The 14,450-nt window shown below is 41.0% G+C and carries 15 protein-coding genes; 4 read left to right on the top strand and 11 right to left on the bottom strand.

Translation table 11 applies throughout. From position 1 onward, the window contains the following. Positions 1 to 104: 104 nt before the first annotated feature. Positions 105 to 869 (bottom strand): hypothetical protein, encoded by a 765-nt coding sequence (locus BMX56_RS07580; protein ID WP_090643508.1) that lies wholly within the window; start codon positions 867 to 869, stop codon positions 105 to 107. Positions 870 to 1,812: 943 nt separating this feature from the next. Here BMX56_RS07580 and BMX56_RS07570 point away from each other — a divergent pair. The 3 genes from BMX56_RS07570 to BMX56_RS07560 all read left to right on the top strand — a co-directional run bounded on the left by BMX56_RS07570 (position 1,813) and on the right by BMX56_RS07560 (position 5,428). Continuing rightward, positions 1,813 to 3,261, top strand: coding sequence for a circularly permuted type 2 ATP-grasp protein (locus tag BMX56_RS07570; protein ID WP_090643501.1), 1,449 nt, complete (start codon positions 1,813 to 1,815; stop codon positions 3,259 to 3,261). A gap of 106 nt (positions 3,262 to 3,367) precedes the next feature. Continuing rightward, on the top strand, positions 3,368 to 4,303 hold the full coding sequence (locus BMX56_RS07565; RefSeq protein ID WP_090643496.1) for an alpha-E domain-containing protein: 936 nt from the start codon (positions 3,368 to 3,370) through the stop codon (positions 4,301 to 4,303). A gap of 150 nt (positions 4,304 to 4,453) precedes the next feature. Continuing rightward, entirely contained in the window at positions 4,454 to 5,428 is a 975-nt protein-coding gene (locus BMX56_RS07560; protein ID WP_090643492.1) for a transglutaminase family protein, read from the top strand. A gap of 131 nt (positions 5,429 to 5,559) precedes the next feature. On the opposite strand, the gene BMX56_RS07555 is transcribed toward BMX56_RS07560, so the two are convergent. The 3 genes from BMX56_RS07555 to dnaK form a co-directional block, all read right to left on the bottom strand. Then, entirely contained in the window at positions 5,560 to 6,048 is a 489-nt protein-coding gene (locus BMX56_RS07555; RefSeq protein ID WP_177183742.1) for a TlpA family protein disulfide reductase, read from the bottom strand. A 42-nt stretch (positions 6,049 to 6,090) separates the two neighbouring features. After that, complete coding sequence (locus BMX56_RS07550) at positions 6,091 to 7,110, bottom strand: Gfo/Idh/MocA family oxidoreductase (protein ID WP_090643483.1); 1,020 nt, start codon at positions 7,108 to 7,110, stop codon at positions 6,091 to 6,093. Positions 7,111 to 7,371: 261 nt separating this feature from the next. Further along, positions 7,372 to 9,273: a molecular chaperone DnaK gene (dnaK, locus tag BMX56_RS07545; RefSeq protein ID WP_090643479.1), complete on the bottom strand. Its 1,902-nt coding sequence runs from the start codon at positions 9,271 to 9,273 to the stop codon at positions 7,372 to 7,374. 710 nt (positions 9,274 to 9,983) lie between these two features. On the opposite strand from dnaK, the gene BMX56_RS07540 reads away from it, so the two are divergent. Beyond that, the gene (locus BMX56_RS07540) at positions 9,984 to 10,520 is read left to right on the top strand and encodes a GNAT family N-acetyltransferase (RefSeq protein WP_090643474.1); all 537 of its coding nucleotides are present in this window, start codon (positions 9,984 to 9,986) and stop codon (positions 10,518 to 10,520) included. 89 nt (positions 10,521 to 10,609) lie between these two features. Here the strand turns inward: BMX56_RS07540 and rplQ are convergent, their stop codons facing one another. From rplQ to infA, 7 genes are all read right to left on the bottom strand, one after another. Then, positions 10,610 to 11,155, bottom strand: a complete 546-nt coding sequence (gene rplQ / locus BMX56_RS07535) for a 50S ribosomal protein L17 (protein WP_090643470.1) — start codon at positions 11,153 to 11,155, stop codon at positions 10,610 to 10,612. 196 nt (positions 11,156 to 11,351) lie between these two features. After that, entirely contained in the window at positions 11,352 to 12,344 is a 993-nt protein-coding gene (locus tag BMX56_RS07530; protein ID WP_090643464.1) for a DNA-directed RNA polymerase subunit alpha, read from the bottom strand. 95 nt (positions 12,345 to 12,439) lie between these two features. Beyond that, on the bottom strand, positions 12,440 to 13,048 hold the full coding sequence (gene rpsD / locus BMX56_RS07525) for a 30S ribosomal protein S4 (protein ID WP_090643461.1): 609 nt from the start codon (positions 13,046 to 13,048) through the stop codon (positions 12,440 to 12,442). Between the two features lie 64 nt (positions 13,049 to 13,112). After that, positions 13,113 to 13,502 carry a 30S ribosomal protein S11 gene (gene rpsK / locus BMX56_RS07520; protein ID WP_090643458.1) on the bottom strand — a complete coding sequence of 130 codons (390 nt, stop codon included), beginning with the start codon at positions 13,500 to 13,502 and terminating at the stop codon, positions 13,113 to 13,115. A gap of 128 nt (positions 13,503 to 13,630) precedes the next feature. Beyond that, entirely contained in the window at positions 13,631 to 14,008 is a 378-nt protein-coding gene (rpsM, locus tag BMX56_RS07515) for a 30S ribosomal protein S13 (RefSeq protein ID WP_090643454.1), read from the bottom strand. Between the two features lie 93 nt (positions 14,009 to 14,101). Next, positions 14,102 to 14,218, bottom strand: coding sequence for a 50S ribosomal protein L36 (gene rpmJ / locus BMX56_RS07510; protein ID WP_074487407.1), 117 nt, complete (start codon positions 14,216 to 14,218; stop codon positions 14,102 to 14,104). Between the two features lie 7 nt (positions 14,219 to 14,225). Further along, positions 14,226 to 14,444: a translation initiation factor IF-1 gene (gene infA / locus BMX56_RS07505; RefSeq protein WP_090643449.1), complete on the bottom strand. Its 219-nt coding sequence runs from the start codon at positions 14,442 to 14,444 to the stop codon at positions 14,226 to 14,228. Positions 14,445 to 14,450: the final 6 nt, after the last annotated feature.

The raw sequence follows: 14,450 nt of genomic DNA, 5'->3' as shown, positions 1-14,450 counted from the left end.
AAATGCCCGTGGTTTCTTCCGGGCATTTTTTGTTGCCGGATAGGTACCACGCCCGGGACTTTTATTTGGTAAATTCAACAACAACAGGTTCGTTGGTTCATTGATTATTTGCTAACCAATGCGCCCTTCAACGGCCATGTAGGTTGGGAATCCAAACCTATAAAGGCAGATGATTGCTCCCTTTTTAAAGTTTGCCCGGTTAAAGTTTGAAGGTAGTTATTTAGAAGATTGCCTGCCTTTATAATCGCATTTTCACGACCATCTGCCTGATAATGATTATCGGTAAGCCAAATAGTCTGCACCCTGGTGCTTTGCCACCTGGTAATGCTGATCCTCATAAACCAGGAATAATAAAAAGTATAATTTATTCGAAGTAATTCCCACTGCGTGTTATACTGATTGGTGTCTCCGCCAAGTTCAAGCGTATATAACTGAAACTGCTGATCTGTTATTGTTTGTAAAACCAACGAAGAATTATCGCCCCCGCAATCGTTATACTTATCATCATATTCTTTTTTAAGATCATTAAAATCAATAAGATAATCATTATAAAGGTCATGGTATAGCTGTTTTGTTGCAACCAGGGCACGGCGGTTATGGGTGGCGCCATCGCGGATGTGCTGACTAAAACTTAAATGGGCACGTTCTTCAATTTCGCTCTTGGTGCGGCCGCATTCGCTGCAAAACAGGCCGTCCTTGTATTCCTGCACATTAAATTCGTATCTTTTTCGCCTGGCATCAATTTTTGATTTAATCTTTTCGAACTTTATTTTACAGCCGTCATCGGGATTATCAGCCAAAACAGAAGTCTGCGCCGATACATAGCGGTAACTTACCAGGAAAATGATAATACCTAAAATAGTTTTCATGTTTAAAAACCGAAAAGCTTGAAATAGGATGGTTTAAATATGGCAGGCTTTATTGTAAGCCTACTACCAAAGTAAGCAGAATATTTTTGATATGCTCAAAATAGGAATATTATTTAAAAAAGAAGGAAGACAACCTCGAAATCAACAACTTAAATGTTAGTATTGAAATGCCGGGTGCGCGGAGAGATATGTGAGTAAAGGCCTGTGGGGACTTGGGTGAAACGCTGTAAAACTTCAATCGGATTCATCTCTAATTGAAGTCATCCACCATTTTCCTCTCCTGCTGACAAATTGATAATAAACCGAAACGCCCGTATCTTCAATAAAAAAGTGAATATTGGCCATGCCTTTGCCCGTTTGAGCCAGCTTGGTGATTATTTTTTTCTCAGGCTGCGCATGCGCGAATGACCAATCTTTTTTTGGAGAAATTTTGTGGTATCACTTTCACCTTCGCCGCAATTATCGTTAACTTTAGCGGGAACTCGATCCTTGATATTTGAAACGCAGAATCGGTGCTAAACCTATTGAAGAATACATTAAAACTTTCTGACGCGGTATCAACTGCGTTGAACTTAACCGTTGCTTTAGCAGGCAATAAGCCTTTCGCCCATTTGTTATTGTCGCAAGCCGGAAGCAACGGCAATAGTACTCCACACAACAGTCCATACTTTTTAATGATTTGAGATAACATGAATAGTTGTATAAGGTTTATGCAAAGATACATCACTGACGATTGATATTTTAGGCGAAGACGACGAGACCTTTAAAACAACTTTTACCTTCACAAATTACCATATCAATACATAAACTTTGTTAAAAATGAAAAATCAATTAAAATAATCGCAAAAAATTCAAAATAATTTGCTTTTTTATCAAAAACACTTCATAAATTACATTTTTAAAAAATAACTGATTAGTAATCTTCAAATCTTCACAATTTCATATGCAGGAATCAGCTTATTTTGATAAATATAACCCAATAAGTGGTGTTTGGGACGAAATGTATGGCCTGGACAGCAATGTTCGTGAACATTATCGTAAGGTAATAGAATATATTTCGCAGGAATCGGCCGACGATCTGAACAAAAAAGAGGAACTGGCCAAACGTCTTTTTATGAGCCAGGGTATCACCTTTACGGTGTATAACAGCGGCGAGGGCATTGAAAAGATTTTCCCCTTTGACATTATCCCGCGCATTATTACCGCAAGCGAATGGGCTTTTGTAGAAAAAGGTATTAAGCAACGCCTTACCGCGCTAAACCATTTTCTGAAAGATATATACAATAACCAGTTTATTGTAAAGGATGGTATTGTGCCTATTGATATCATTTATTCGTGCCCGCACTTTTTGCGCGAGATGTACCAATTGAAGGTACCTTACGATATCTATGTACATATTTCGGGCATCGACCTGATCCGCGATGAGGACGGTACTTTTTATGTACTGGAAGATAATTTGCGCACCCCATCGGGCGTGAGCTATATGCTGGAAAACCGCGAAATAACCAAACGCTTATTCCCCGATTTGCTGCCTCAGTGCGGTGTAAGGAGTGTTACAGAGTACCCAACGATACTGTATAAAAACCTGCTGGCATTATCGCCAAGGCAAATTTCCAATCCTACTATCGTGCTGTTAAGCCCGGGAATTTATAACTCAGCTTATTTTGAACACACTACATTGGCCCGCCTGATGGGCGTTGAACTTGTGGAGGGACGCGACCTGGTGGTAAATAACCATAAGGTTTATATGAAAACCACAACAGGGCTACAGCAGGTAGATGTAATTTATCGCCGGGTGGATGATGAATACCTTGATCCGCTGGTCTTTAACCCCGCGAGTATGCTGGGTGTAGCGGGTATTATGGGAGCTTACCGCAAAGGCAACGTAGCTATTGTAAACGCTATTGGTACCGGAGTGGCCGACGACAAAGCGGTGTATGTATACGTACCGGACATGATAAGGTATTACCTGAACGAAGAACCGATACTTAAAAACGTGCCCACCCACCAGCTGGGCAACCCCGACGAGCGTGAGCATGTGTTTAAAAACCTGAATAAAATGGTAGTTAAAAAAACCAACGGCAGCGGCGGTTATGGCATGCTGATGGGGCACGCGGCATCTGAAGAGGAAATTGAGGAATATAAAAAAGAAATTCTGAAAGATCCCCGTAATTTTATAGCGCAGCCTACCATCAGCCTTTCGGCAGCGCCATGTTACATGCAGGGCTCATTAAAACCCCGCCGTATTGACTTAAGGCCCTACGCATTGTACGGCCCCGATGGCATTGAGATTGTACCCGGCGGCCTAACCCGTGTGGCCTTAAAAGAAGGCTCATTGGTGGTTAACAGCTCGCAGGGCGGCGGCAGTAAAGATACGTGGGTGCTGGCGTAAGCCCCCCGCCCCCCTAAAGGGGGAGTGAAAATAGTATAGTTAAATTTTTAATAAATATCCCCTTATCATTCCCCCTTTAGGGGGTTAGGGGGCTTAAAGGGCTAATATGTTAAGCAGGGTTGCAGCAAGTTTTTATTGGTTAAGCCGTTACATTGAGCGCAGCGATGGTATGCTGCGGATGCTCAAAATTAATTATGCCTCATCGCAGGATACCGTTCAGGAATTTACGTGGGAGCCGGTGATCAGAATTTTTGCCGGAATTAAAGAGGCAGAAGTTGATAAACTGGAAAATGATAGCCGGGCAGTTTTAAAATACATGGTTACGGGTAAAAACAATCCTAACTCGATATTGAACATTATAACCCTGGCAAGGGAGAACGCACGTGGGGTGCAGGAACACATCTCCAAGGATCTTTGGCAATGCCTTAACGAGTATTACCATACCGTAAAAGATCCGCGCCTGGAGCGTTCCTTACAGCGTGAAGACCCTATCGGCGTACTTGATATACTGATAAAACAAGTAATGCTTTACTACGGTACGGCCGAGATCACTATGGAGCGTGGCGAAGGGCGCAGCTTTATGAATATCGGCAAGTACCTGGAGCGGGCCATTCAATCGGTAGATATTTTGGATACCAAATTCAGTTCGGTAAGTGATAATCCGGACCTGCTGACAGACACCACCTATTGGAAACATCTTTTGCTTTCATTAGGCGGATATGAGCTGTACCTGAAAACATACCGCGAGGGTTTTGAGGCGGAGAATGTACTGGAACAGGTAGCATTGAATAACGACTTCCCCCGCTCGGTTATCTATTCGGTAAATAACATACACCGATATTTTGACAGGTTGAAAAATGACAGCAATGTAGATACCTTCCGCGAAATGTCATTCCAGATAGGCAGGTTGCAAAGCCGGATCAAATACAGTTCGGTAAAAAGCATCCGCGATGAAGGCCTGCATTTGTTTTTAACACAAACCCGGAAAGAGCTTTATGGAATTGGTAACTCATTAAATGAATATTACTTTGCAAACTCATAATTTTAATTTGAGAATTTGAAGATTTGAGAATTTGAAAATTGCTTGTTTAAAAGATTACAAATGATGATTTACATCAAAGTCATTTTCAAATCTTCAAATTCTCAAATTTTCAAATTGTCTCAGTCCTCAAATTAACTAATTCAAAAAAACATGCCCGACTTTAAGATACAGCATATTACCAAATACAGTTACGAAGGGATGGTACGTGACAGTGCCAACCAAATTGTACTATACCCGATAAAGGACGAGTACCAGGAGGTAACACAACATGAGTTATCAATAACCGGCAGCCCTGTTGTTGATACCCATATTGATTATTATGGAAACGAGATAGGTAGTTTCACCTACAGCGAACCGCATTCGGTGATGGTTATCAATTCAAAATTAAATGTAACCACCAGGCAACGACCACTACCTGTTACAGATATTTTTCCCGATCAGCAGTGGGAATATCTTAAACACATCCAATACATGGTGCCCTATATCGACTTTTTGAAGCAGGAATATTTTGAAGGCCTTCCCGAGCTACAAGTTATTGTTGAGCAGGAAAGAGCATTGGATGATACCCCGTTCCAGATAGCATTGCGCTTTTGCGGCTATGTGTACCAAAATTTTGAATATATTAAAGGCGTAACCAGCGTTGAAACCACACTTGATGAAGTTTGGAAATTAAAGGCCGGTGTTTGCCAGGATTTTGCGCACATTTTAATGGTGATGCTGCGCCTGCTAAAAATACCGGCACGCTACGTAAGTGGCTATATATGCACCAATAGCAGCACCATGCGCGGTGAAGGCGCCACCCACGCCTGGGCCGAGGCCTATATCCCGGATTATGGCTGGCTGGGTATCGACCCTACCAATAACTGCATCGCTAATGAAACCCATGTGCGTTTGGCAGTTGGCCGTAATTTTTCAGATTGTTCGCCGGTAAAGGGCGTTTATAAAGGCACATCCGGCCATAAACTGGAAGTAGCTGTTAGCGTAGATGATAATGAGAATACGTTCAGAAGCATAGACGATAAAGCCCATCACGACAATTTGTATCAACCAACTACCAGTGGCCCCAAAAATAGCTACCAAAGACATTTAGAGATTATTCAGCAACAACAACAGCAACAACAATAATTTTCAATTTTCTTAATATCAATTTTGGACACGCTGTTACAAGCGTAAAATAGTTTGAAGATTAGATTTTTTAAAAGTTGAATTAATAAACCATTTTCAAATTCTCAAATCTTCAAATTCTCAAATTAAAATTACACTTTCTTAATTGCATCCATCAGCACCGGAATTTTTGGCACTTTGTCATAAGCCTGGGCAAGTTTACCGTTTTTATCATAAATGGCAATGTATGGCGTGGTTTGTACGTGGTAATAACGCTGCACTACGTAAGTATACCCTTCGGTACCTATAATGATATTGTGATATTTAGCCAAATCAAAATCGCGCTGAAATACCTGTATGGCCTTTAGCTGGTTCACAAAGGTTATCATTACAATCTGCACCCCTTTAAGCTTATCCAATTCGGGTTTTAAATCATACATCAAGTGCTGGCAGTGACTGCAGTCCGGCGAGAAGTAAATCACCATCACCGGCTTGTTCTTTTTCAGGTCGGCAGGCGTAACATAAACACTGTCGGTGGTTAATATATGATATGGGGCAATTTTGCTATTTACGGGCATGGTTTGGGCCTGGCTGCAGCCCGCGGCTGCAATAAGGCAAAGCAACAAACATATTCTTTTCATTATGTTGATATAATATTTCATTAAAGCATAGTTACGATATTTTTAGCTCTCCAGCAATTCCATCTGCCAGGCTATTTGTTCCTCAGTTATCGGGAATAACGCATTTTCACGCACAGTATGATACACGGCATCAAATAAACCATTATAATTACCCTTATCTGACGGAACCCACTCTACAGTTTTCTCATTGTCAGGCCCCATCAGTACCAATTTACCCTCGCTTCCTTCAGGCTCAACTCCAAAACCTGCTGCATCCGGCATCATTCCGGCATCTAATTGTGCCTCTTGCACATCTGTACGCAACTTTACAAAACTGCCCAATGTGCCATGTACAACAAAGCCCGGCAGATGCTCGGCAATCAACAAGCCCGACGTTAAATACACGTTTAATTGGTTGGGATAACTTAAATGAATGTGAAAATAATCATCAACCTGCGACCCGGGACGATGTGTGGCTGTAGTTTTCACATAACTTAACGGCCGGCCAAAAATACTGATGGCGTTGTCAACCAGGTGCGCGCCCAAATCGTACGTTAAGCCGTTACCCGGCGTTTCTTTAGTTTCCTTAAACTGCTTTGCCCCGATAGCCATACGATACCTGTCGAGCCTGAAATTCACTTCTATCAGTTCGCCAAGCCGGCCGCTTTCAATAACTTTTTTTACCGAAATGAAACCACTATCGTACCGGCGGTTTTGGTAAATCATTACTTTCAAATCAAGTTGCCTGCCCAAATCAAATAATGCCTTTACTTCGGCAGAAGTAACTGCGGCAGGTTTTTCTATCAGCACATGTTTACCGGCATTAAGCGCCCGCATGGCATAGTCAAAATGAGTATCATTTGGCGTATTAACAACAATCAATTCAATTTCAGTGTCATTCAGCAATTCGTCTATAGTGTTATAGCTAATTACATCCGGGTATACTTTGCCGGCCTTTTTTTCATGGCGTTCCACAATAGCTTTAAAAGTAAAGCCAGGATTGGCTGATAAAAATGGGGCGTGAAAAATACGGCCCGACATACCGTAGGCCATCAGGCCCGCTACAATTGGTTTTGTTGACATTGAAATTTATTTGCCTTTTGTTATGGAGTAAAAATAAGAAAAATACTCTTGTCATTCTGAGGTACGAAGAATCTATTCGCGAACTTTCCTATCGGCCGTGCATGGCGTAAAATAGATTCTTCGTACCTCAGAATGACAGGAGGATACAGGATTAAATGATGCACCTCTCGTCATGCTATGAAAGGGCAAAAATTATCGCCCAAAAAAGCCCGGCTGAATTTCTTCAACCGGGCCCTTGTATGTATTTAACGAAATTTAATATTATTTCTCGTCTTTTACTTCTTCAAAGTCAACATCAGTTACGGTGTCGCCATGATCTTGTGCGCCTGCGTTAGCTTCTGGCTGAGGCTGACCACCATCGGCAGCACCTTTGTACATCTCTTCAGATGCGGTTGCCCATGCAGCGTTCAGTTCAGTTTGAGCGGCTTCAATCGCATCAAAGTTTTTAGCAGCGTAAGCTTCTTTTAACTTAGCTAAACCGGCTTCGATAGGAGCTTTTTTATCAGCGCCAATTTTATCACCGTACTCTTTCAGTTGTTTTTCTGTCGAGAAGATCAAGGCATCGGCACCGTTAAGTTTTTCAACTTCTTCACGTGCTTTTTTGTCGGCATCAGCATTAGCTTCAGCTTCATCCTTCATCTTTTTAATCTCGGCATCAGTTAAACCCGAAGAGGCTTCGATACGGATTTTTTGCTCTTTACCGGTTGCTTTATCTTTAGCAGATACGTGCAATATACCGTTGGCATCAATATCAAATGTTACTTCGATTTGAGGCACGCCCCGAGGTGCTGGTGGAATACCATCCAGGTGGAACCGGCCTATAGTACGGTTACCTGCAGCCATTGGGCGCTCACCCTGTAATATGTGGATCTCAACAGATGGCTGGCTATCGCTGGCAGTTGAGAAAGTTTCAGATTTTTTAGTAGGGATAGTTGTGTTCGACTCAATTAATTTGGTCATTACACCACCCATAGTTTCGATACCTAATGAAAGCGGGGTAACATCTAACAACAACACATCCTTAACTTCGCCTGTCAATACACCACCTTGAATAGCAGCACCGATAGCTACAACCTCATCTGGGTTAACACCTTTTGATGGAGTTTTGCCAAAGAATTTCTGAACAGCTTCCTGAATAGCAGGGATACGGGTTGAACCACCTACCAGGATAACTTCGTCGATATCTGATGTGCTGTAACCTGCATTTTTCAATGCTGTTTTGCAAGGCTCAATAGTACGTTTAATCAGGCTATCTGCCAGTTGCTCAAATTTAGCACGGGTTAAAGTTTTAACCAGGTGTTTAGGCATACCATCGGCAGCTGTAATGTATGGCAGGTTAATTTCTGTTTGTGCAGAACTTGACAACTCAATTTTAGCTTTTTCGGCCGATTCTTTTAAACGTTGCAAAGCCATCGGATCTTTACGCAGATCAATACCTTCGTCGCTTTTAAATTCGTCAGCTAACCAGTCAATAATTACCTGGTCAAAGTCGTCACCACCTAAGTGCGTATCACCATCGGTTGATTTTACTTCAAATACACCATCACCTAATTCAAGGATTGATACGTCATGCGTACCACCACCGCAGTCAAATACCGCAATTTTCATATCCTTGTGTGCTTTATCAAAGCCATAAGCCAAGGCAGCAGCAGTAGGTTCGTTAATAATACGGCGAACTTTTAAACCAGCAATTTCACCGGCTTCTTTAGTTGCCTGGCGTTGTGCATCGTTAAAGTACGCAGGTACTGTAATAACAGCTTCAGTAACTTCAGTTCCTAAAAAGTCTTCGGCAGTTTTCTTCATTTTCTGAAGGATCATGGCCGAAATCTCTTGTGGAGTGTATTTACGGTCGCCAATTTCAACACGTGGGGTGTTGTTATCTCCTTTAACTACCTTATAAGGTACGCGTGCGGCCTCGCTGGTAACTTCGTTAAACTGGTTACCCATAAAGCGTTTGATAGACGAAATGGTTTTTGTAGGGTTAGTGATTGCCTGACGTTTAGCCGGATCACCAACTTTACGCTCGCCGTTATCAATAAAAGCTACAACGGATGGCGTAGTACGTTTTCCCTCGCTATTTGCTATAACTACAGGTTCGTTACCTTCCATTACAGACACGCAGGAGTTTGTTGTTCCTAAGTCGATTCCAATTATTTTAGACATATGATTGTTTTTTCTGATTTTATTAAATTACTACAACAGCCATTTATCAACGTTTGTGCCAAACCCGTTTGGCAGGGCATATGGTCAGGATGACAATTATTGCGTCAGAAAAGTCATAAACTGTGGTGACAGGTTGGCAGAAATCGCTTCGTTGGAGGTGAAAGGAGAAAGGAAAAAAGCAAAAGGTTTGATTAAATCTTAGATTAGTGTTATGAAAAACCTGCCTGTAAAGTTCAAGCAAAAAGAACAAAATAAAAACAACCCTACAGTACCGGATTTAATTTATTGCTAAGATGCAAAAAAGTGAAAGTGATTTAAAATTGGGTAAAACAACCAAAACGGAACCGGCGGATATCTAAAATTTTAAATAAAGCATAACCTAACCAACTGCTCGCTGTTCTACCTAATCAACTAACAATGGCGTTGCCTACGGCCGGGTCATCCGCTCATACGCACACACGGCCTTAGGCTCGGGGCCGGTATCCGCTACTCCCCCTAACGCAAATTATATTAAATTACAGCATTAGTTATTTTAAAACTAAATCCTCATATTTATCCTAACAAACAAAGCGCCTCTGTTACTTAATAACCAAATCGGGCCAATCACTACGCCTGGAATTGTATAACAAAAGCTTTGCCCGCAAAGCTTAACCTTCACTTTAAAAAAGAGAACCGGTTTGCTATTGTTATTTAATTCCTAAACAAATCAAATGTTTTATTTAGAATCTGAACGGTTAACACTGATACCGTTAACACATCAGCAACTTTTATTGCTACGCCAGGACCGCACGCTGATGGAAATTTCCATGGGACTGACACCTTCCTTTATGCTCGTTGATCCATTTTATTATGCCGAAATCATTGATGCATTGGACAACTTCTGGCTGCCCAATACCCTCGCCTATCCCGACAAATACCTATGGTATACCGATTGGGAACTGGTGCTTAAAAGCACAAACACATCCGTCGGTGGCATGGGCTTTGCGGGCTATCCAAACGAAAACGGCGAAGCAGAAATAGGCTACATGATTGATGCCAACCAGCACAACAAGGGCTTCGCTACAGAGGCCATACAGGCGATGATTAAATGGGCATTTACGCATCCGTTTGTAAAAGCCATTATTGTGCATACTTATGCCGATAACCTGCCATCGCGCAGGCTAATGGACAAGTTTGGCTTTGAGCAGATGGAGGAGATAGAAGGATTGCTGACATACAAACTCACCAAACCACCATCTGGTTTATAAATCCGTCATCCACGCATTCCAATTATCATGTCAAAAAAAACGCCCTGCTCAAATGAACAGGGCGTTTTTATATCTAAAAAAAAGAATAATTATTCTCCTTTTTCTTCAGTTTCCGGAGCGTCGGCTGCAGGAGCTTCAGCAACTGGTGCTTCTTTAGCTTCTTCAACAACTACTGCTTCTTCAGCTGCAACTGGTGCTGCTGTTTTAGCTTTTGCTGAACCACCACGACGACGTGTTGATTTTTTAGCAGTTGCGGCAGTATCAACACCGTAAACAGTGTTATAATCTACTAACTCGATGATTGCCATTTCGGCGTTGTCACCTAAACGGTTTTCTAACTTGATGATACGGGTGTAACCACCTGGGCGGTTAGCAATCTTCTCAGCAATCTCGCGGAAAAGGATAGTTGTAGCATCTTTATCTTGCAGGTAGCTAAACACTGTACGACGAGAGTGAGTAGTATCGCTTTTTGATTTAGTTAAAAGTGGTTCGATATAACCGCGCAAAACTTTTGCTTTAGCTAATGTTGTAGTAATACGCTTGTGTAGGATAAGCGAAGTTGCCATGTTTGACAGCATCGCCTTGCGATGGCTGGTAGTACGGCCTAAGTGATTGTTTTTGTTTCCGTGTCTCATTGTTTTAATTATTTCACGTGCATACCGTCCGGCGATTTACTCAAGCCTTCGGAATTATGCCTTCGCTATTTAATAGTATTGAGTTTTAAGTGATGAGTAGTGAGTTTAAAACCCTAAAAAACCAACTACCCTATAAATGACTTGAGTCCCGAGTGACAGAGATAAACTCAACACTCAGAACTCAAGATTTAACGACTTATTCTTCGTCTAACTTAAATTTAGACAGGTTCATACCAAAAGATAAACCTTTTGATTTAACCAGGTCCTGGATTTCAGTCAGTGATTTTTTACCAAAGTTCCTGAACTTTAACATATCAGCAACATCGTACGATACTAAATCAGCCAGGCTGCGGATATCTGCAGCTTTAAGGCAATTTAATGCACGTACAGAAAGGTCAAGATCAACCAATTCAGTTTTAAGAATCTTGCGCATGTGCAAAATTTCCTCGTCAACTTCTTTAGTTTCTTCTTTAGCCTGCGCTTCTAACATCATGTTTTCATCGCTGAACAACATAAAGTGCTGGATAAGGATCTTTGCAGCTTCCTTCAAAGCATCTTCAGGATGAACAGAACCATCAGTAGCAATATCCAATACTAATTTTTCATAGTCGGTTTTTTGCTCAACACGATAGTTTTCGATGGTATATTTAACGTTCTTTATCGGCGTATAGATAGAGTCGATAGCGATAACGCCAACATTTGCATCAGGGTTTTTGTTTTCTTCACTCGGCACGTAACCACGGCCTTTACCAACAGTAAGCTCAATTTCAAGCGTTACTGATGAGTCCATGTTACATAAAACCAGATCAGGATTTAATACTGTAAAGTTGTTGGAGAATTTAGTAATGTCTCCGGCTTTAAAAGCATCCTGGCCATTTATAATAACAAATATTTTCTCGCTGTCGCCAGATTCACCAGTCTTTTTAAAACGAACCTGTTTAAGGTTCAAGATGATCTCGGTTACGTCTTCAACAACACCTTTGATGGTTGAAAACTCATGCGTTACTCCCGAAAAACGTACTGAAGTAATTGCATAACCTTCGAGTGATGAAAGTAAGATACGACGCAGAGCATTACCAATGGTTACACCAAAACCTGGTTCTAACGGACGAAATTCAAACGTACCATCAAAATCATTTGCTTTTTGCATGATAACCTTGTCTGGTTTTTGAAATGCTAAAATTGCCATTTATATCCTTTATTTATTGTTTACTAATTGAAATGATTTTAACCACGAAAATGATTGACAGAATATGCCAACCATCCCCTGGATAATTATTTTTATTATTTTGAATACAACTCGACGATTAGGTTCTCCTTAATATTTTCAGGAATTTCATCGCGGTTAGGATAGTTAAGGAATTTACCTGTTAAGGTATTTGCATCCCACTCCAACCAGCTGTATTTGTTGATTCTTCTGCCTGCTACTGATGTAGTAATAGCTTCTAATGATTTAGATTTTTCACGTACAGAGATAACGTCACCAGCTTTTAATGCATATGATGCGATGTTTACAACAGCACCGTTTACATTAATGTGTTTGTGGTTAACCAACTGACGGGCGCCTGAACGTGTAGGTGATATACCTAAACGATAAACAGCGTTATCTAAACGGGCTTCTAAGAATTTCAGCAAGTTTTCACCTGTGATACCTTCTTTAGCCGAAGCGCGGTGAAACAAGTTTTCGAACTGACGCTCTAATACACCATAAGTGTATTTAACTTTTTGTTTCTCCATTAACTGAGTTGAATACTCAGATTGTTTTCCACGACGTTTTGAAGCGCCATGCATTCCCGGTGGATAGTTTTTACGTTCTAACGCTTTATCCGGACCGAAGATCGGCTCACGGAAACGACGTGCAATTTTGGACTTAGGTCCTGTATATCTGGCCATTTTGTGTATTTTTAAAGTATCTTACAGCCTGTAGCTGTAGAATCTTAGCTTTAAAATCTGTTAATTAAACTCTTCTTCTTTTAGACGGACGGCAACCATTGTGTGGAAGCGGTGTAATATCTTTGATAGTGGTAACTTCGATACCTGCAGTTTGCAAAGTACGGATAGCCGACTCACGACCAGCACCAGGGCCTTTTACAAACACCTCTACTTTACGCAAACCAAAGTCATAAGCAACTTTACCGCAATCGGCAGCAGCTTGACCGGCAGCATAAGGAGTGTTCTTTTTTGAACCTTTGAAACCCATTTTACCTGCAGATGACCATGAAATAGCCTGTCCGGTTTTGTTGGTAAGGGTAATGATGATGTTGTTAAAAGTAGCATTGATGTGTGCTTCGCCAACAGGCTCAACAATCACAATGCGCTTTTTGGTAACTTTTTTACTTTTAGCCATTTTTTTAATTATTGAATTAATGAATTACTGGGTTATAGAATAACCCTGACCCACTAATCGTGATTATAATTTTTATTCCTGGTAAGCTTAAAGTATATAACTACCCGCTGCTAACCAATCGTTATTTACTACTTAGTAGCTTTCTTTTTATTAGCAACTGTTTTACGTTTTCCTTTACGGGTACGTGAGTTGTTTTTAGTACGCTGACCACGTAATGGTAAACCTTTACGGTGACGTGTACCACGGTAGCAACCAATGTCCATCAAACGTTTAATGTTCAATTGCACTTCCGAACGAAGTGAACCTTCCACTTTAATCTGATCGTTGATGATTCCACGGATTGAGGCTAACTGCTCATCGGTCCAGTCCTGTACTTTTGTATTAAAATCGATACCTGCCTCAGTCAAAATCTTTTGAGCTGTTGAGCGGCCTATACCGAAAATGTAAGTAAGTCCGATTTCTCCTCTTTTATTCTTTGGTAAATCAATACCTGATATCCTTGCCATATTCTTTATTTAGTGATTTAGTGATTTAGTGATTGTGCGAGATGATTTTTAATTCAATAACTCACTAATTCACTAATTCAAAATTAATTGTTCTTAGCCCTGGCGTTGTTTGTACTTAGGATTCTTCTTGTTAATAACGTAAAGTTTCCCGTTACGGCGAATGATCTTACAATCTGCGCTGCGTTTTTTAATGGATGCTCTAACTTTCATCTCTTTTTTATTTATATCTATAGGTTATTCTACCCTTACTCAAATCGTACGGACTCATTTCTAACTTCACTCTGTCGCCAGGTAAAATTTTGATATAGTGCATACGCATCTTGCCCGAAATATGGGCTATAATCTCATGACCGTTCTCCAGCTCAACCCTGAACATTGCATTTGACAATGCCTCTCTAATTGTACCGTCCTGTTCGATCGAAGATTGTTTAGCCATATTTTG

The sequence above is a fragment of the Mucilaginibacter sp. OK283 genome (assembly GCF_900110415.1).
Taxonomy (GTDB): Bacteria; Bacteroidota; Bacteroidia; order Sphingobacteriales; family Sphingobacteriaceae; genus Mucilaginibacter.
Note: the sequence above shows the minus strand (reverse complement) of the source record. Positions and strands in the feature narration are given on the sequence as shown.